Source organism: Staphylococcus caseorum, from assembly GCF_049943195.1.
Classification (GTDB): Bacteria; Bacillota; Bacilli; order Staphylococcales; family Staphylococcaceae; genus Staphylococcus; species Staphylococcus equorum_A.
The window spans coordinates 1,596,990-1,615,757 of the sequence record NZ_JBNFUA010000001.1; the positions used below are offsets into that span (position 1 = coordinate 1,596,990).

Annotated in this window: 22 protein-coding genes and 2 pseudogenes; 5 read left to right on the forward strand and 19 right to left on the reverse strand. The window is 31.5% G+C overall.

All coding sequences use genetic code 11. The annotated features are described in order from the left end of the window. Nucleotides 1–129: 129 nt before the first annotated feature. Nucleotides 130–655: pseudogene (locus tag ACP3TL_RS08285) on the reverse strand (DNA topology modulation protein). Between the two features lie 516 nt (nucleotides 656–1,171). On the opposite strand from ACP3TL_RS08285, the gene ACP3TL_RS08290 reads away from it, so the two are divergent. Then, complete coding sequence (locus ACP3TL_RS08290; RefSeq protein ID WP_069817933.1) at nucleotides 1,172–1,483, forward strand: hypothetical protein; 312 nt, start codon at nucleotides 1,172–1,174, stop codon at nucleotides 1,481–1,483. A 165-nt stretch (nucleotides 1,484–1,648) separates the two neighbouring features. Here the strand turns inward: ACP3TL_RS08290 and ACP3TL_RS08295 are convergent, their stop codons facing one another. The 3 genes from ACP3TL_RS08295 to ACP3TL_RS08305 all read right to left on the reverse strand — a co-directional run bounded on the left by ACP3TL_RS08295 (nucleotide 1,649) and on the right by ACP3TL_RS08305 (nucleotide 3,966). After that, complete coding sequence (locus ACP3TL_RS08295; protein WP_069833357.1) at nucleotides 1,649–2,374, reverse strand: CPBP family intramembrane glutamic endopeptidase; 726 nt, start codon at nucleotides 2,372–2,374, stop codon at nucleotides 1,649–1,651. Between the two features lie 40 nt (nucleotides 2,375–2,414). Next, on the reverse strand, nucleotides 2,415–3,440 hold the full coding sequence (locus tag ACP3TL_RS08300) for a DUF418 domain-containing protein (protein WP_069833356.1): 1,026 nt from the start codon (nucleotides 3,438–3,440) through the stop codon (nucleotides 2,415–2,417). Nucleotides 3,441–3,744: 304 nt separating this feature from the next. After that, on the reverse strand, nucleotides 3,745–3,966 hold the full coding sequence (locus ACP3TL_RS08305; RefSeq protein ID WP_021339885.1) for a hypothetical protein: 222 nt from the start codon (nucleotides 3,964–3,966) through the stop codon (nucleotides 3,745–3,747). A 282-nt stretch (nucleotides 3,967–4,248) separates the two neighbouring features. Here ACP3TL_RS08305 and ACP3TL_RS08310 point away from each other — a divergent pair, with 282 nt between their 5' ends. Both ACP3TL_RS08310 and ACP3TL_RS08315 read left to right on the forward strand, forming a co-directional pair. Beyond that, nucleotides 4,249–4,764: a hypothetical protein gene (locus tag ACP3TL_RS08310; protein WP_069833355.1), complete on the forward strand. Its 516-nt coding sequence runs from the start codon at nucleotides 4,249–4,251 to the stop codon at nucleotides 4,762–4,764. Nucleotides 4,765–4,899: 135 nt separating this feature from the next. Beyond that, nucleotides 4,900–5,172 (forward strand): annotated as a pseudogene (locus ACP3TL_RS08315) (cytidine/deoxycytidylate deaminase family protein); the annotation flags it as partial. 38 nt (nucleotides 5,173–5,210) lie between these two features. On the opposite strand, the gene ACP3TL_RS08320 reads toward ACP3TL_RS08315, so the two are convergent. From ACP3TL_RS08320 to ACP3TL_RS08330, 3 genes are read right to left on the reverse strand one after another with little or no spacing between them, the layout of a single operon-like run. Then, nucleotides 5,211–5,666: a GNAT family N-acetyltransferase gene (locus ACP3TL_RS08320; protein ID WP_069833354.1), complete on the reverse strand. Its 456-nt coding sequence runs from the start codon at nucleotides 5,664–5,666 to the stop codon at nucleotides 5,211–5,213. 12 nt (nucleotides 5,667–5,678) lie between these two features. Next, nucleotides 5,679–6,098, reverse strand: a complete 420-nt coding sequence (fosB, locus tag ACP3TL_RS08325; protein ID WP_069833353.1) for a FosB/FosD family fosfomycin resistance bacillithiol transferase — start codon at nucleotides 6,096–6,098, stop codon at nucleotides 5,679–5,681. 26 nt (nucleotides 6,099–6,124) lie between these two features. After that, a complete protein-coding gene (locus ACP3TL_RS08330) occupies nucleotides 6,125–6,595 on the reverse strand; it encodes a GNAT family N-acetyltransferase (RefSeq protein WP_285326178.1) in 471 nt (156 codons plus the stop codon). A gap of 101 nt (nucleotides 6,596–6,696) precedes the next feature. On the opposite strand from ACP3TL_RS08330, the gene ACP3TL_RS08335 reads away from it, so the two are divergent. Both ACP3TL_RS08335 and ACP3TL_RS08340 read left to right on the forward strand, forming a co-directional pair. Further along, on the forward strand, nucleotides 6,697–7,356 hold the full coding sequence (locus tag ACP3TL_RS08335; protein ID WP_069833351.1) for an HAD family hydrolase: 660 nt from the start codon (nucleotides 6,697–6,699) through the stop codon (nucleotides 7,354–7,356). 69 nt (nucleotides 7,357–7,425) lie between these two features. Then, nucleotides 7,426–7,863: a GNAT family N-acetyltransferase gene (locus ACP3TL_RS08340; RefSeq protein WP_069833350.1), complete on the forward strand. Its 438-nt coding sequence runs from the start codon at nucleotides 7,426–7,428 to the stop codon at nucleotides 7,861–7,863. Nucleotides 7,864–8,480: 617 nt separating this feature from the next. Here the strand turns inward: ACP3TL_RS08340 and ACP3TL_RS08345 are convergent. From ACP3TL_RS08345 to ACP3TL_RS08400, 12 genes are all read right to left on the reverse strand, one after another. Next, nucleotides 8,481–8,789 carry a phage head closure protein gene (locus ACP3TL_RS08345; protein ID WP_285326175.1) on the reverse strand — a complete coding sequence of 103 codons (309 nt, stop codon included), beginning with the start codon at nucleotides 8,787–8,789 and terminating at the stop codon, nucleotides 8,481–8,483. Between the two features lie 206 nt (nucleotides 8,790–8,995). Beyond that, nucleotides 8,996–10,639: a terminase large subunit gene (locus tag ACP3TL_RS08350; protein WP_285326173.1), complete on the reverse strand. Its 1,644-nt coding sequence runs from the start codon at nucleotides 10,637–10,639 to the stop codon at nucleotides 8,996–8,998. Continuing rightward, on the reverse strand, nucleotides 10,632–10,964 hold the full coding sequence (locus ACP3TL_RS08355; protein WP_285326170.1) for a hypothetical protein: 333 nt from the start codon (nucleotides 10,962–10,964) through the stop codon (nucleotides 10,632–10,634). The genes ACP3TL_RS08350 and ACP3TL_RS08355 overlap by 8 nt, the downstream gene beginning before the upstream one ends. 158 nt (nucleotides 10,965–11,122) lie before the next feature. Then, a complete protein-coding gene (locus ACP3TL_RS08360; protein ID WP_285326168.1) occupies nucleotides 11,123–11,413 on the reverse strand; it encodes an HNH endonuclease in 291 nt (96 codons plus the stop codon). Then, nucleotides 11,406–11,690, reverse strand: coding sequence for a head-tail connector protein (locus tag ACP3TL_RS08365; protein ID WP_285326165.1), 285 nt, complete (start codon nucleotides 11,688–11,690; stop codon nucleotides 11,406–11,408). The genes ACP3TL_RS08360 and ACP3TL_RS08365 overlap by 8 nt, the downstream gene beginning before the upstream one ends. A gap of 59 nt (nucleotides 11,691–11,749) precedes the next feature. Further along, on the reverse strand, nucleotides 11,750–12,985 hold the full coding sequence (locus tag ACP3TL_RS08370) for a phage major capsid protein (RefSeq protein WP_285326163.1): 1,236 nt from the start codon (nucleotides 12,983–12,985) through the stop codon (nucleotides 11,750–11,752). A 1-nt stretch (nucleotide 12,986) separates the two neighbouring features. Further along, entirely contained in the window at nucleotides 12,987–13,556 is a 570-nt protein-coding gene (locus ACP3TL_RS08375) for an HK97 family phage prohead protease (protein ID WP_285336743.1), read from the reverse strand. After that, entirely contained in the window at nucleotides 13,543–14,748 is a 1,206-nt protein-coding gene (locus ACP3TL_RS08380; protein WP_285326161.1) for a phage portal protein, read from the reverse strand. The genes ACP3TL_RS08375 and ACP3TL_RS08380 overlap by 14 nt, the downstream gene beginning before the upstream one ends. A gap of 188 nt (nucleotides 14,749–14,936) precedes the next feature. Further along, nucleotides 14,937–15,461, reverse strand: a complete 525-nt coding sequence (locus tag ACP3TL_RS08385) for a hypothetical protein (RefSeq protein ID WP_261701497.1) — start codon at nucleotides 15,459–15,461, stop codon at nucleotides 14,937–14,939. Nucleotides 15,462–15,752: 291 nt separating this feature from the next. After that, the gene (locus ACP3TL_RS08390) at nucleotides 15,753–18,020 is read right to left on the reverse strand and encodes a phage/plasmid primase, P4 family (protein WP_285326158.1); all 2,268 of its coding nucleotides are present in this window, start codon (nucleotides 18,018–18,020) and stop codon (nucleotides 15,753–15,755) included. Nucleotides 18,021–18,109: 89 nt separating this feature from the next. Continuing rightward, entirely contained in the window at nucleotides 18,110–18,418 is a 309-nt protein-coding gene (locus ACP3TL_RS08395) for a hypothetical protein (protein ID WP_285326156.1), read from the reverse strand. 1 nt (nucleotide 18,419) lies between these two features. After that, entirely contained in the window at nucleotides 18,420–18,767 is a 348-nt protein-coding gene (locus tag ACP3TL_RS08400) for a hypothetical protein (RefSeq protein WP_002511384.1), read from the reverse strand. Nucleotide 18,768 lies beyond the last annotated feature (1 nt).

Below are 18,768 nucleotides of genomic sequence, written 5' to 3' on the forward strand. Positions count from 1 at the left end.
TTTTTGTGTATGCTTTTAGCAATTACAAAAACTGCCTGTAGTCTGCGGCTAATACTTCATCAACTCGTTAGGCATCAGACCAAACCACTGCAATTTCTGTAATAATTTAAAAACAATCCATAGCAATTTTTAGATTAAAATGTCGTTCTTTTCCACATTCATTCTAAATTGTTCAATTTCTTTAATGCTGGTTAAAACAAATACTTTTTTATCGTTTTTATTTCCCTTAATTTTTTGTAATAAATATGGTTTTCTGTGCTTAGGGAAATTCCAAATATATTTTAAAAATGTGAGATTGATTCTTTCTTTGCAATCTTTGCCCATATCAATTCTAGTCTTACCAATATTTTTAAACAATCTCTTAAAAACTCTATAAAAACAAATTTTTCTTGGCAAATCTAAAAGTATCACAGTATTTGCAGCATTTAATCTTTCATCTAAGATACCAGTATAACTTCCGTCAATAATCCATTTCTTTTTTTTGCAATAATGTTTTTTGAATTACTTTTTGTTCATTAGAACTTGTCATAACCCAATTAGGTTTCCAAAATAATACGTCTAAATGAAAAACAGGTATATCTAAAGCATGTCCTAGTTGTCTTGATAACGTTGATTTTCCAGAACCCGAAGATCCGATAACCATTATTTTCTCCATATATTTACCACCAATCTATTTAAATGAGTTTCATTCACTATACAATAATTTAATTGCTTTCATTCTTACGCGTTACTCATATTCATTACAGTATTAGTCATGTGGTTTATTGATTAAATCATATGTAAAATGCTCAACTATTTAAATTTAACATTACCACTGATACATAAGAAAAGAATATTAAAATAGATCCATTTAATAAACATACTACACGTTCAGTCGGAATAACGGACATCTATATTTAGATTCATACATTTAAAAATCTACCTATTGACCAAGAAAAAATAGAAACTTATAGAAAAATAACTTAAGCGCATGGATAGACTGGTATACTTAATGTTGATAGCACTATCAACTGACAAATAATATTCTAATAATCAATTAGTCCCAGATACTGAGTTACTTAATAACAATTCAGTTCCTTATAAAATAAGCGAATTATTCATCAGGTATTTAATTTACCCTATTATTGTTAGAATTATGTAGAACGTTGTTTCTTAAAAGAGGAGAATATTTATGAATTTAAACGAATTTCAAGCACATATAGAAGATAAATTACCAGCGTTAGATAGCTTTTACGACAGAGCTATCAACTTTCAACTAGAAAAGGATAAAAGACGCCCCCCGAAAAAACGTTGGTCAGAGGCAAAAATAGAAAGAGCAGCAAATGCGATGTATAAAGATTTGATGAAAGGTATTTATGAAAAAATTAAATCTTTAGTGGAAGAAAGAGAAAAGAAACCGAATGATGTATGGATTGATTATTTAGAAAAATATGAGCTGTACGAACAAATAAACGAATCATTATACGAAATAGAATTTGATTAAAGAATCACAGGTCAACTTACTAGGGAGTGGGACAGAAATCTATTTTTTAACAAGATTTCGTCGTATGAACCAAGCCCGGGCTAAGCTGACTGTAAAATAATTGAGGCTGAGACATGTATTTTGTCTCAGCCTTTTTGCATAATGTTCATTCCCTATTAACTTTATTCAACTTCTTTTATTAAATTTAATGACTGTATATATAAATATTGGAATTAAAATAATAAATTCTAATGTTCCTATAACGAAAATGAGCACTTCAATGTTAGCACTAACTATTTCATTACTTAATATTAGAAAATCCCATAAACAGTGATATATAATAAGTGGTATAAAGCTCTTTAAATTTATTGAGAGACAAGCATACACTATTCCACCTAAAAATACCCCAATCATTTGGTTTATCACTTCACTTATTGATGCTCCGCCAAAAATATTAACTGCGTGAAATAAGGAAAATAATATCGCACTAACTAAAATAGCTGTTACTATTCCACCTTTTTGTAAAAATGTTTGCAACACTATACCTCTAAATACTACTTCTTCACTAACACCAACTAAAAGTGTTGTTACTAATATTAAAGAAACAATCGGTATTTTGCCGGTAAAATCTCCAGTTATAAAAAATGCAACCAATGTAATGATGATCAAAATAATAAAAGGTAAAAACCAAAAAGAAAGCCGCATGTTAAATAATTTTTGTCTTGAGAAAAGCTTTTGATACATAAATATGGAAAGCACACTCATAATAATTTCAAAGTAAATCAATACTTTAACCATTTCAGAATTCTCATAATTATACCCAAAAATATAATGCATTGTTGACATAGCTAATGCCATAATTAACGTAATGATCAATACAAAAAGTAAAGCTTTCTTTCTTTTGTTTTTCATTTTATTCATCTCTCTCATTAGTGTGATTTTCAACTCCAGTCTATTTTTTTATCACGCTAAACCATTTCCAATAAGTTCCCATTCTCCATATATATTCCAATGGTCCATATTTAAAGTATTTCAGCCAAATACTTGTGAATAACAATTGTAAAATATAGATCACAATACAAATCCATAAAGTATCCATATAATCTACTTGATCACTATCCACACATAATATAACCAACCAAATTAATAAAGTTTGTCCTACATAATTTGTAAGCGCCATTCTTCCATATAATTGTAATGGGCTTAAGATTTTACCAAAGATTCGTACTTTTATAATTAATAATAATAGTGAGACATAAAATAATGCTATAAATGGACTAGTAATAATTATTAAATGTTCATACATTTCTTTATTTTGAATATATTTATTAATCAATTCATTGTTCGAAGTATCTTCTAAAAATTTATATGTAGGAAATACATATGAATTCTTTAGCAAAATCCAACTTAATGCAGATATCACTCCAGAAATACTTGCTGTTATAATTAACACTTTAGTCTTAATGTTCTCAAAAATATTAAATTGACCTGCTGCAAGTCCTAATATGAAATATGGTATCGGTAATATTGTTTTACTACCTATATATATACAAATAACTAGCAATATTAAGCCAATGATTAAATTGATATATTTTTTGAAATAAAAACAAGGTATTAAGATTAAACCAATGATTGAATATAATAATAACGCTTCACCTGGTTGAAGCAATTGATGTAATAAACCAAAACACGCTAAAATTACTAATCTTCTTATAAATACGATATTACTATTTAATTGTTTTGCTTGAGCATTGCGAATAAATATATAAAATCCGACACCAAATAAAAATGAAAATATTGTAAAAAATTTACTTTCAACAAAAAAATCAATGAACTTTAAGTAACTAGCCTGATCATAGTTACTGGGTACTGGCAAAGCAAATATTGAAATTATATTAGTAAGAATTATTCCTAGTAAGGCAAAGCCTCTCATATAATCTAATTCTGAAATTCTATTGTATTTTACGCTATCGTTCATATTATCCTCCTAAATTAAATAATTATTTTTAAAGTTGACCTTCATGAAGCCAAAGATAATTTTAACAAAGGCGCGTATTAATACAACTTACATTATTGTCACACTTTATTTCACTAAATTTAAAAACACCTCACTTATGTAGCAGCTAGTTTATTTTACTGACGCCATCGTACATTTAAAAACATATATTCGAAAATATTAAATCAACACAAACTAAAAAAGGCTAAGCCACATTGGCTAAGCCTTTTAATATATCGTGCGCGGGTATTCATTAAATCATTTTCATACTTGTGTTAGATAACTATTAAAAAGTGACATTACCTTCAAATTTAAGTACAGTTTCTATTTTAACAACATGATTTAAATTAATTACTTTGTTTTTTGGTTTTGTCACAAACAATAAATTTTCGGATGATTTATCAACATCAATTTCCTTAGCTCGTTCTAATTTACCTGTTACCAATAATAAATCTATACTCACAACATTTTCTTCTTTCAATAAATCAGTCACTATATTTATATTCATTTTATAAATCTCCTTTTCAACATTATCTTCATTATACATCAAAATGTAATTTTTTACTTGATAATCAAACTTTATTATTAATTATACAATTTAATTGTTATATAATCGTATAACAATTAATGATTTTCACAGTAATTAAGGGTGCCTAATTACAACAGAATTTAAAACTACCCCACTACACTTATAAAGATACTTAACTTAATCTTAACAATTTATTTTCACTATTAAATTTTAAGTGTAGTACAATTAAGTTATTAAATTATTTTTTAGGGGGATATATAAATGAAAAAGATATTATTTTTAATACTAGCAACCTTTTTAGTATTGGCTGCGTGTGGGAATGAAGAAGAAAGTAAGTTAGACGACACAAAAGAAACTAAATCTGAAGATAAAGAAAGTACAAAAGATGATAAAGAATCTGATGAAGAAAAAGATAAGTCAGATGAAAAACAAAAATCTGACGACAAATCATCTGAAGAAGTAGCAACACAAGATGAAAGTACTGAAGAAGCTCAATCACAAGAACAAGTAAATACACAAGAGCAACAATCTACACAACAAGCACCTGTTCAATCACAAGAACAAGTACCTGTGGCTGATGAACAAGCGACACAAGAACAACAAAGAACAGAAATTGATTTAAACAGCTTACCAGGTGGCGATTTCACTACTGAAGGCATGTCCAAAGATGCTCAAATGCAAATAGAAGAATTAACTAGACAAAAAGATTTTGAAAGATTACCACAAAAAGACTACAACGATCAAGTATCTGCAATTATGAATAGTGAAATGAATTAATATTACGGTACATTTGTCAAATGCCTCTTTTTATTTATCAATGAATTGATTCAACTTATACTTAATACTCATAGACAAAAAAGGTTTAGCCACAATGGCTAAGCCTTTTAATATGGAGACGGCGGAAGTTCATTAACGCATTTATGTATTGAAACAGGGGCAATATTAGAAGCGCATAAATATCAAGACATTATTACGCATTCAATTTGCGTTGTAAGAGATGATGAATATAGTGATTTTAAAATACTTACACCTTGTGGTACATGTCAAGAAAGACTATTATATTGGGGAAATAAAATTAAAGTCGGTGTAACAACTGATAATAAGCAACCACAATACAAATTTTCAAATGATTTACAGCCCTACCATTGGACTAAAGCTTACGATGACATTGACTTCTCAGAATAAATTTAATATACAATAGGTCAGCTATTTTTTAGTTGGCTTTATTTTATATTATCTATACTTTTCGAAAATCCAGATGACTTGTTCTCAAAACCATTATTTTTATAAAAGCTGTGAGCATTATCTCTTTCTTCTCTATTACCACTATTTAATGTGATTGTTTTGCATCCTAATTGTATTGCTAAAATTTCTAAATCGTTTAATAAAAGTGTTCCATAGCCTTTTTCTCTATAATTAGAATTAATAACAAATGCTAGTAAACGCATATACTCACCATTCTTTTCATAGAACATCATTTTGCACATCCCACTTAAACCGATTATCACATCATCTTTTATTAAAAGTAACAAATAATAATCTTCATGACTGTATATCTTTTTTAAACGATTAAATAAGTCCTCTGCCGTTGTTGGATAACCTAACTCTTCATATAAAACTAATAATTCATTTATCTTATTAAAATCTTTTTCTTCAAATAATCTTGTTTCTATTGTCATAATATAACCTACTTATATATAAAATTTCATATGTGGCTTTTCTTCTTTATAATATTCTAATCTATCTTGCAACGTACCTGTATGCAATTCTAACTTGTTGCCGTCTGGATCAGTGAAGTATATTGACTGTTTATCTCTTACGTCTCTATTACGTCCTTCTAATATATTAACATCGTTATCCTTTAACCATTGATACCAGTCGTCAAATTCACTCTCATCTATTGTAAATGCCATATGTGTATATGAGTATTGAATTTCATTTCTAGGTATATCTTTTTCTTCATTAAGCGCTAGCCACAGACCACCTAATATGAAATACGCTGTTTTGCCACTCTCTACTAAAATTTTAGCTTTTAATATATCTTTATAGAAAGCAATAGATGTCTTAATATCCAAAACTGAATAAGTAACGTGGTTTATAGATTGAATCATTAAAAAATTCCTTTCATATTATATAATCACTTCAATTTTTTCTCCATACGATAATTTGTAGTTTCGAAACCCATTTTATTATATAAAGATACAGCTCGCTTATTGTGTCCGAATACATGCAAACCAATGCTTACTACTTCTTTATTTTTGCAGTATTTTTCTATACATTCCATCGTTTTTGTACCTAAACCATGTCCTCCATATGTATCCTTAATTTTAATGTCATAAATAAAACATTTCTTTTTTTCTTTAACAGCAAATATATGGAGCCATAGGTATCCTATATCCACACTATTATTTATCACAGACAGTAAATATTGATTGCTTGTATTTAATCCATCAGGCAGTAAATTTTCAAATTCTGTACGCGCTCTTTCAATTGAACCATCTTCCTCCCAACCACCACTTCTAACATGTTCTGCAGCATATTCAATTATACTTTCCTCATAAAATACTTTGAAAGTTTGCTGATTCATGTTTTCTATGTAAAGACTCATATTTAATCCCCCCTTAACCTAATAAATACTTTGAATTATATGATATCATTGTTTCAATTGATTGAATATTCAAATAATAGAGGTTAGGGCGTATTAAATTTATGATAAAAGGAATTTTATTTGATTTAGATGGAACAATTTTAGATAGACCTTCTTCGTTAAATAAGTTTATGGATTATCAATATGACAAATTCATTAATTACCTAAACCATATTGATAAAAATACTTTCAAAAGTAAATTTATTGAGTTAGATCAAAATGGTTATGTTTGGAAGGATAAAGTTTATACACAATTAATAGATATCTTTAATATTAATCATATAACCGCTGACATTTTACTAGATGACTATATCAACAATTTCAGAAAACATTGTTTACCGTATCCAAATCTAAAAGAATTGTTAGATACACTCGTCTCAAAGAATTACAAAATAGGTATCATCACTAACGGAAAATATCCTTTCCAATATAATAATATTAAAGCATTAAAAATCGAACACTACATGGATATCATTTTAGTTTCGGAAAAGGAAAATATCAAAAAACCTAATCCTCTTATTTTTGAAAAAGCAGCTAAGGAATTAGAAGTAGATTTATGTGAGTGTATTTTCATCGGTGATAGTTTTAAAAATGATTATGAAGCATCTAAGTTAGCAGGAATGCATAGTATATACAGATTAAATGGAAAAAATGATATTCATAATGTAACTGATAGTATTCAAAATTTGTATGAACTAACTGGTATTATTAAAAAATTCTAATAAGACCATATAAATTATTCGTTAATATTATATATTTATAATTAAAATAAAATAAAAAGGTGGATACGTATGGAATTCAGAAAAATTCAAAGTGAAGATTATAATAATTGTGCTAAAAACTTAGTTTCAGCTTATGAGGGGCCCCCATGGTATAATGATTGGTCTGAAAAAGAAGCATTACTTAGAATTGAAGCTACAATGAGCGGCTTTAATTCTAGAGGTTATGTCATTGAAGAAAATGACAAAATAATAGCCAAGTGCATAGGTAGAATAGACTATTATTTTAGTGACATGAACCAATTTTGCATAGACGAATTTCATGTCGTCCCTGAATTCCAAAACAATGGTATAGGTAGAAATTTAATAAATTCTGTCTCTAATTCACTCAAACCTAGTGGAATATATAAAATTTTTCTAATTACAGGTGGAGAACCAGCAGCAAAATTTTATACAAAAAATGGATTTATAAAAACAAACGAAGGAATCATGATGGAACTTGAATTATGATTAAAAAAACAAGTACAATTAGGATCAAAATAAACGATATCAATTACGTAAAGCATTGAGATTTGAAATATGTATCAACTTAAATACAAAAAAGGCTTAGCCACAATGGCTAAGCCTTTTGATATGGAGACGGCGGGAGTTCATTATACCGTTCATCTATACATTTAAATATCGCTATAAGTATTGTCATATCAATGTTTAAATTGTCTTATAACATTAGTGTAAAATGTTAAAATTGAAAAAACAACATATTTTTGGGGCAACATACACGTATTCGTTTTAGTTCAGCTGAACCACAACGTAAAAAAATACCATTATCTATAGTTATATGTTATAATAAACTTGTCTTTGAATTTCAATTGGCATACTTCCTATAATAATGTGATTTGTGGAATTTCATCTATTTGGGGAGAATGACTTTGATTAGTTCCCACCACTAGGCTTATCACCTAGTGGTTTTTTTGTGTATCAATATCCACTTTATCATTTCTCGATGCAATACAGACGCTCTCACAGAACGGAAAAAATACCCCTACCCTGAATTAAGGTAGAGGTTGGCGAAAGATTGAAAATCTCTATTTTGATTTTACCACTATTATTATAAATTAAACATCATATTACGAAAATGCTTTAGCAAATATAGTTAGCGTTTGATTTCTTCCATCGTCGTTAGTTACTGAATGAATATTGTAATCTTTATTCCCCCACTTGATACGTTGTGTGGTGTCTATGCCTTCACGGTAACGAATAATAAAGCGTGTAGGTTGCTCACTAGCAGTCACGCCTTCGTAATTGTATTCAGAACCTTTCAACGTCTTAATATCTGCCCACGGACGACCTATAATTTCTTCACCACTAGCACCGGGAAGTGGTCCACTGCTTATTTCTTTATAAATCTTAATTCTAGTATTAAAATGATATGCCATTTATTTCACCTCACATTTAGTTACGGACTTTTATGTCTGTCACTGTTACTCTTTTTTGAGTAATAGCAAGTGGACTTTTTTGTCCGTCTACCATTTCATATTGGTTAGACTTTTTTGTTTAAGCAAAGCTCATAATTGAGCCATGTAGTTTTAGAAAATCCAAATGTGGTTTCTCTAATACCCCCTTGCTAAATCGACAATCTGGTTTACATCGCCCTCAAGAATTGTTCATAACTATCAAACAAACCTACATAAGCATCTAACATGGACGCTGTTCCATCTATACGACGTTTAGGTGACTGATTCTTAATAGGTACAATGTTTCCGTTCCTATCAGTTTCCACACCAGTATTAGTCAAGCACCACTTCAATATTGGATTATTATTATAATTGATTTTATGCTTCTCTAAATCTGCGCCCATATTCTGCATTGGTAAACTTAATGTTTTAGCCCCTTGTGGCGTACGAACTAATTTAAAACCGTATGCTTCCATTTCATCTACCCAATATCTAGCACTGTAGTTATCGTAATATATCCACAATGGCGTTATATCAAAGTCATTTAACATTTCTAGGAACCAGTCTGTGATGTCGCTGTAGTCAATTGTATTGCCACTACATAGCCTTAACAATCCTTGTTCATGCCATTTGTCGTACGGTATCTTATCTTCGTCTACACGCTTACGCAAATTATCTTCAGGCAACCAGTACATCTGATGGACGTATCTTATTTCAGTTTCAGGGTCTACAAATAGTAATGTGGCACAACTTAAATCTGTAGTGATTGAAAGGTCTGCCCCTCCAATCGCATAAGTACCAGCAAAGTCTTTAATATTAAATGTATCTTCATTATTGATAGCTTCAAACGTAAGCCATGCACTATTGGTTACTTCACGTATATTGAAGTCTTTGGTTAAGATACCCGTTAAGTCATTAGGATTATTCTTGGCACGTGCCACCTTGCGCTCTAAATCATCAACTTTTTTAGATATACCTAATGCAGGATTGGACTTTTGCCATCTGTCGGGCATTTTATATTCTGCCTTATGATCTAGTTCATACATGATTGGTAAGAAGTTATCATCTTCAAAATTGCCATCTACCACATTACAAGCGTACTCGTACAAGTCATCAAATATTGTGCCACGATGTGTGCCTGCTGTTGTAATCATGATTAGTAAAGGCTGTGTACGTGCTGACTGTGACTGTTTCATTACCTCGTATAAATTTCTATCTTGGATTGAGTGCAATTCGTCTATAACAACCAAATGTGCATTAAGCCCATCAAGTGAATTTGAGTTTTTGCCTAGTGATTGCATTTTACTAAAGTTATGGGGAAAATATAAATCTGCTTTACGCTTACGAATATTCTTATTTAAATCTGGACTTTGCTTAATCATTTCGTGTGCTTGGTCGAATAGTATATTTGCTTGGTCACGCTTAGATGCCACAGAATACACTTCTGCGCCACTTTCACCGTCTGCAATCATCATGTACAATGCAATTGCGCTCAACATGGTTGTCTTACCATTCTTACGACCTACAAAGAAAAATGATTCAGTGTAACGTCTGTAGCCTGTTTCTTTATCCACAAAACCAAAGAGAGCCGAAATGTAGGCTTTCTGGAATAAGTCTAATATTAAAGGCTTACCAGCTAACTCACCTTTTGAGTGCCTACAAAACATTTCTATAAATTGGATTGCTCGATTAGATTTAGCTTCATCAAACTTATATTTCGGGTGGTCTTTCATATCCTGAACGAGTTTCTGATATTGTTTCTTAACTCTATTTGAAACAGTAATATTACCACTTTCTATTTCTTGGTAATACTGTTCAATGTAATTAGGCATTGCCTACAAAGTCCGTAAGTTTATCAATTTCATCAGACTGTTCAGGTAGTAAGGATAGTAATTGCTTTAATGTTGCGTTGTACTTCGTCACAGTGGCATTGTAAGACTTCATAGCAGGGTTTTCTTTGAGATACTCCTGTTCACCTTGCTTGAATAGATACGTTGCACCGTGTAGCTGTACAGTAGCCTTGAGTTCGTCCATTGTTTCTTTCATGAACGTTAATTCTTCCAGTAGATCATAAGCCACTGGTTTATTGATATTTTCTTCTTGGTCAATCTGTGCTTTAAAATCTTCTAAGTTAATTGATTTATATAATTTTTTCATATAATTCTCCTTTTAGTATACTTTTTATACCTCTAAATATTCTAAATATCGTGTGGAGGAGAAATTAACTCCCCACCTCGTTCCCCGAGCTACCTTTTTCAAAAATTAAAAGTGGGGGGACTAAATATTTTCATAAAATTAATTTTTATTTTTATAAATTATTTCTTTGTTAAGTTTCCATTACTATCAAACTTTAAATCTTCACGAGTTGCTGACACTTGGAAATGCTCTCTATTATGACAGTCTTGACATAATGCTTCGAGATTCTCCCAATTTAAAGTAACCATTGGATCACTCACATTAGATTGATTCAACCAAACTTTATGATGGCAAATTGTCGCAAGTCCTCCACATCGTTCGCAAATATAATGCTGTGAGGACATATAACCATATCTGCACTTCTCCCACTTACTGGACTTATAAAAGGATTCGTTTATACTCCTAGCCATTGTATGAACGCCCTAACGCTGTTAATGATACCAATAAGCCATCTATCGTACGCTTAAGCCTTTCACTGTCCTGTGTCTGTGGGTCAAACCATAACTGCAATATAAACTTAGCTGTTGTTTGTGCTAATGGATTAGAATGTTCTCCATCGTCCCAATCTTTACCAGTCGTTAAGTATAAGTAGTCTGGTATCGATTCTATCAATGGCGTTATAATATCGTCGTTATAGTCACCATCTATACGCAAAGCATTGCGTCCTTCTTCAATAGTTATAATCATATACTCACTCCCTATTAATAAAGGACACCAGTTATTACTGATGCCCTAACTGTTATATATTAGACTTCTGGTGTAGCTGCTGCTAACTTAACGAATGCTTCATCTACTAACGGCTTACAATCTGCAATAGCCATTGCTCTAAAGTCAATCAAGCCACTACGGAATGATGATTCAGTTGATTTCTCTAATGCAATGCCTTGTGGTAAGTTAAAGCCTGCATATTGGAAGTTACCTAATAGAATCGTGCCATCTTCGATATGGTCATCTAGGATTACCTCTTTACCGAAGATATAGCCAACACTTTCATTTTGAGCATCTTGTATAAAGATTGGGCGTTGGTTAGCGTCTATCACACCGTAAACAGTGTTATATAATGTTGCATTACTCATTGCAAACTTAGCACCTGCATTGTATCCACGTTGCATTAATGCTAATGCTTTTGTGAAGTCTGTATATGCACCTGTAAGCTCTACAGTGTTTGATGTGTCCCATGTGATACCAGTTAAGATGCCTTGACCTTGGTCTGTACCTGTACCGTTCACAAGTGCATAGTCGATTGTTTCCACGACTGCTTGAGTTAACTCTTGTACTAGGTATTGTTCAAATGCTGCGATGCTCATTGTTTGAGCTTTCACACTGATTGAGAATACTTTGATAATTTCATTGCCTTCAAATTGGATTGAAACTGTATCAGGGTGTTCTGCTTGTACTTCTTGTCCTTCCTGATGCCATTGCCCTTTAGCGGTAGGAGTGCCAATCGGAATACGAACTTTAGTCGGAATGTTAAAATTACGTACATGTGAAATTAATCCACCTTGTGTACGTGCTTTAGAAATTACTTCGTTTAACGTTTGTTCTGGTAATACTGCACTTGAATTACTTGAAGATGCAAAACCTTCGGCACGTTGTTCAACTTCTTGCGCTATATTAAATGCACTTTGTTCAAGATTAGATAAGTCTTGTCCTAGCATTGTTTTAAAGAATGCTGAACGATATTCGTTAGATTCAAAAATAGTATCTTTATTTAGTTCTAGTTGTCCTCTAATTTGTCCACCTGTAATTGGGTTGTATGATCTTTGTTGCACGTTGCCATCTCCTTTACCTTCATTATTTTCTTTATCTTGAATATTTGCTTTAGCTTGGTTTAAGCCTTCGATTTCTACATTTAATTTTGTAACATCTGCATCAGGGTCATTCTCGATTGTGCCTTTAATTTCGCCTGCACGTGTTTCAATATCTTCTAAACTTGAGTTTCTATAATGGTTAAATGCTTCTTGTACTGTATTAAAAGTCATATTATTTAATCTCCTTTGTAAATAACTTATTTAAGTTGATTTTTGCTTGGTTAATTTGTTGCTGTCTGATTTCTGCATCTTGTATTTGATTTCGAGCTTCCACGCTAGCCTCTTGATAAGCAGGATAATTCACAATGGAAAACTCTAATACTTTATCAATCTTATTAATTGTTCTAGTTCTTGTATTTACATCATAATCATTACCTTGATTACTACATGTAAATCCGAAAGACATACCTGTCATATCGCCCCTGCTAACTGCCTGAAAGCAAGAGCGTGCTTCTTCTGTATCTGGTAAGGTTGCCCTCATATGAAGCCCTACATCGTCTACCCATAAATCCATTGTCTTAGGTGACTTTGCCAACGGTATACGGTTCATATCATGTGACACTAATAACCTCGTATCATTGAGCTTTAAGCCATCTAATGCTGAACGCTTAACAACTTCTGTATATGTGCCTGTAGGCGTTTTAATGAGTGCTGGTTTATCAAATACGATTGGTGTACCTTCAAGCACCATTTCACCACTTTGAGAATCAGTTTGTATTTCTGCTGATCTAATTTCCTTCATCGGTGTTATCCCCCTTATCTCCCATTTGGTAATTCTTCGCTAGTGTTTTTTCAATATAATTGAGTGACTGAATACGTTCGTCCCCATCTTCCACATTAGGTAAGTTGAGTAAATCCAACGCTTGGTTAATCGTGAGTACGCCCAATGGTAACAATTCTTTTATAACATTCGTTTTCGATTTATTACTTGCATACTGTAATTTAGATGATTCAAATACAATACGATTCGCAAACGCCTTCTCACGTTCACTAAATATCTTTTCAGTTAATTCTGATGATATTTGTATCGCAAAAGGTTCAACGATAGACTCAAAAAATGCTTGCCACTGATCTTCGTTATAGTTACCAGTCACAATTGATTCATTAATACCGAGATAGTCGTATATCTTTTGTTTAACTGCATCTACCTGTGACGTGTCTATTTGCACATCTGATACATTTAACGGTTGGTATTCCATTGAAGTATCAACGGGTATCACGCCACCGTTATTTGCCATAGTAAGGTAGTTATTCATAAATTCTTCTTTAGCTTCTTTTAACTTACTTGGACTTAATGCCTGCGTATACTTCACAATACCTCGTATTTGAGCCGAGTTCTTAATTGCTTCACGCATACCCTCATTCTGTGTATGAGCCAATTCTAGGGCTGACATGATAGCGTCGTTACTATCGCCTAGTAGCTCGTTACTGTTAAAGTGTCGGCGTAATATTGCCACCTCTGATATATGGAAGTGAACAATCTTACCTTCTTTGAACAAACACTTGATATATACTTCGCCTGCACCATCTACCACAAACTCAACACTATTTGGTGTAAGTGGGTACAGTCCTGATAAATTACCTCGATTATCCTTTTGGACTAATATAAAAGCGTTATTGTATAAAAAGTATTGTGTTGTAATCTTGTACAAGAAATCGTAACCACTCATATATGGATTCGGTCTATCTTGTAATAATCTATTTAATTTAGAATTTTTCGTTTCATTTTTAGAATTATCAATCACATGCTTGCCTGATAGCTTAGCAACGTGTCGTGAGATCGCATCTACTGCTGAACGGTATATATCATTGCTGTACGCATCACCAGTAAACGTTGATAGTGATTGGAAACCACCACTTAACATTTCAAAATTCTTCGTCTGTTGTTCCTTATATTGTTCTAGTCCTAGCATTTTATCTATCCATTTCGGCACTTGCTCACCTACTTTTATTATTTTTTATACTTGATATACTTTTTATACTTATATTCATCTATATTATACCACATCAGGGTATACAATTCCATGTTTGTCAAGGGTTTATACGTTATTTAGATATAAAATATCTGGAATATCTTTAAAGTGTTCGACATCGAACTATTTGTGATTAAATTTAGTGTTATTTATTTAAATGGTACTCTTTTTCTAATCAATAATTCTTCATTTCTTTCCCCTCTTTTTCCGTAAGTTTTGAAAGTGTACTTTTTAAAATATCGTGTATTTTTTTGAGTTTCAGTCCATAAACAAACTGGAACGTTTATTGTGTCAGCAATTTTTATCACACTGTTCATTAGTTGCTTACCATGACCTTTTTTGTTTGAATGTAAAGCATCTACTTCTATCATTAGTGGAACATTAAAACATTCAGCGTGATTCTCGTTAGGTCTACGCAAATTAAACGCTATAGTCCCTTTAAAATCTTTTGTAAATAGTTGTATGGTTTTACCAAGCGGCAAAATATAGAAATCATTATCTGCTAATTTTAACAGTTCTAAAATAAAATTAGAGTCGATTTTTTTGGAACTATTCACTAATATTTGTAATAAACCAGATTTAAATGTTTCTTGGTTAACCTCCACATTGTTTTTAAAATTATTATTTTTAACCATACGTTCAAAGATATTATGTTCAATTTCAGTTATAGTCATATTAAAATCTCCCTTTTTATATCTTGTAGCATTTTAACGCTACAAAGCTACAATCACGCTACATCTCTAAGCCCTTTCACATCAACGTTTACAGCGTTTTTCGTAGCGAAACTACAAATTTCTATACTCGCTCAATATATTTATATATATTTTGTTACTATAAATATATTCATTTGATAAAAAACTACGCTACAGCTACAATAATCCTTTAACCTGTTGGTGTGACTGACTTCAAGCGTGTAGCGCATGTGTAGTTTTTGTAGAATTACCTTCATTTTTCGCTACATTTTATTATTTTTTCTTAAATCCAGCTCTAACAACTTCTTTACCACTAATGATATATCGAACTGATTTTTTCCAAACAACGCCTAACTCATTCTCGATTAATGTTCTGAAATCAGATTTATCTATTGGGTTTCTTACATAATTACTACTACACCATGCTTTATAGTCTGTGTATGTGTCTGTGTCTGGTGTGTTTAAAAAGTAGTTTAAATCTCGATTTTCTAGGTACTCGCTCAACGGATTGTTATTATCTTTAAACGTTTCCATAGTTCTATCTGAACGCTCATTTTTAGTGATACGTGATCCAGAACGTTGTAACATTTCGGCTAGTGTGTCGATAGCTAATTTCAATACGTACTCTTTAGCACTTTCACTATAAATTTTATTAGTACTTTCAGAAACAGATAATCTTTCTTCATCTTTAAAACTGTGTTCAAATGGTATAATGTGCAAACGTTTATTTATTTGTTGGCCACTTTCTTTAAATTTAGGATAGTGATTACTCGCAATTATAAAAGGTGTTTGCATTCGAACAGAACGGCTACCTTTACCCTTTTCCTCAATTTCGAGATATCCTCCAGTGACAGCAGATTTAATATTTCCACTGTCCTCAATTTCAATATTTGGTAGATCATCAACAATATTTGCCATTTTTCCATATACACTTGAGCCTGCAAAATTATTATTTGCTAGACGTTGTGGGCTAACCGATGATATTTGACCTCCAGAATCAAAGGTCGCACTTATCATGTGTTGTACAGTCGATTTCCCGTTATCTGCCACAGTGCCTAGAAGATACAGTATTTGGTCGATAAGCAATTCTGGATATAATACCTGTGCGAACATTTCGTGAATGTTTTTGATGGTTGCTTCATGCTCACACGACACTTTATTTATAGTTTGATTTATAAATTCATCATAAGCATCTGGATTATATGCTGTCGGTAGTTTGTCGATAATGAAAATGTCTGATGTAAATTCTTTAAACACTTTCGTTTTATAGTGAATCAGTCCATTTTTAGCAGCTACATAATTAGAATTAACTTCAGTTTGAATTTTGCAAGTATCAATAATATAGTTACGTACTTCCTTCACTGCGTTATCTTTTAATATTTCTAAACTTCTGATAATCTCACGTGTTTTACGCCCAGTTTTATCTATTTCATAAATACCATTTTGAGGATTATAGATATAAATTTCACCGTCAGCGTCTGGATATCTTACAAATTTATATTCTTGTAACACGTATTCAGCCATTACTGTATGAGCGAACGTTGGTTTTCTGTTTGTGTCACCTTCTGGATAAATCCACCATGATTTCTTTTTTATTACTCGTGATTTAACTAAATTTATTTTGAAATCATCTGTTAATTTTTTATATACCTCATTTTGATTACTAATAGCTTTATCCAGTTCTAATTGTCCCCACGTTGTACTGCCACGCTTACTATCCCATTTATCAGTAAGATTATTATAGCTTTCAAATATACGTTCCATCTGTTGCTTATCTTTACCTGTATAAAATGCTAAATAGTGTAGTAAACTTTGTACTGCTTCACTAGGACTTTCAAAATGTTTTTCATAATGTCCTTTTAATAAATCACTAATTTTATCTTTAGCTTTAGATTTCAACATGATATTTAACACTTCTTCATCAGATAAATTACTTTTATGATTAGGATTATATGTGATTGTATTTTGCGATTCTTCCATTTTAAAATATCTTTCAACAATATTATTAATAGTTTCTTGCTCATCACAAATTTCACTTTGTCCGATGGTATGACCTGTAACTGTCATAAATCTACTTGAATCATATAATTCAATATCTAAATCTTTACGTTTCTTTTTACGATTATCAGGCAACACACCTTTAAAGAAACAATGTAGACCTGTTCCACTAGGCGATAATTCACAATAGGTTAATTCAGTCATTTCTATTGCTAGATCAGTTTGTAATTGGCCTGTGTCAGGATTGACTGCATAATCTATATCCAAACAGATGTAATTATCATCATTGCTTAATACAAAACCTATGCCATTATATTGTTCGTCACTATCACAAAGTGAAACGACATCTTGAAATTCGAGCCATGTACTAACATTTGTAGAGCTTGCTTTATGACCTTCTGTGCTATATGGGACTTTACTATATACTTGTTGTTTTTCTATCCATTCAGCACGCCACAATACCCATTTATCAAGTTGTTTCAATTCTTCTGGTATTTCTTCTTCGTTTACTTCTATAATTTTATCTAATGTTGTTATAGCCACATAAAGCCCCCTTTTCTCTAAATTTGTAGATACGTAACATTATTTTTGCTATAATAAGAAATACATAAAGTTTCTTTAACATTTAATTCTTACGCGTTATCTTCGGTTTGGTCGCCAGCAGATAATGCGTTTTTTTCTTGCTTAATATCAGTTTGAATATCTTCTTGCATGTTCTCAATGTCACGTCGGATTGCTAATAAGGTAGATTCCACAATATAATTTTGCTTAATGTTGTTATTAATAGCTTGGTGATATATAGGCTGATTCTTCTTGACTGCATACTCTCTTTCATCTTGTAACTCGGTTGTTTCTGTACTCACATAATCTAATACGGCTTGTACCTTATTTCTCAAATCTGCAAATTCAATACTTTCTTGTAATTTTTCTGTGTATAACATATTATTTACTCTCCTTATAAAAATTAATAATTTTATTATCTTTGCCTAACTGAACATTTATACCGTAAAAAGCACAAACATTTTTAAGTCGTTTCGCTTTCTGCTTGAATTCTTTTAGCGATTTATGAAAATCTTCATACAAACAATTAATTTCTGGTTCAATATCATCTAATGCGATATTTGCTATTGCATTCGCTCCTAAATTATCTCCTTCTTCTCTATAGGCTTTTACTTTTTCACTTAATACACCTACTAACTCTGAAAGTCTGTTCATCTCTCCATTTAAGGAATAAACTTTATTAGAAGCACTCACCATTTCTTCAAAAGCATTTAAAATATCATTATTCATT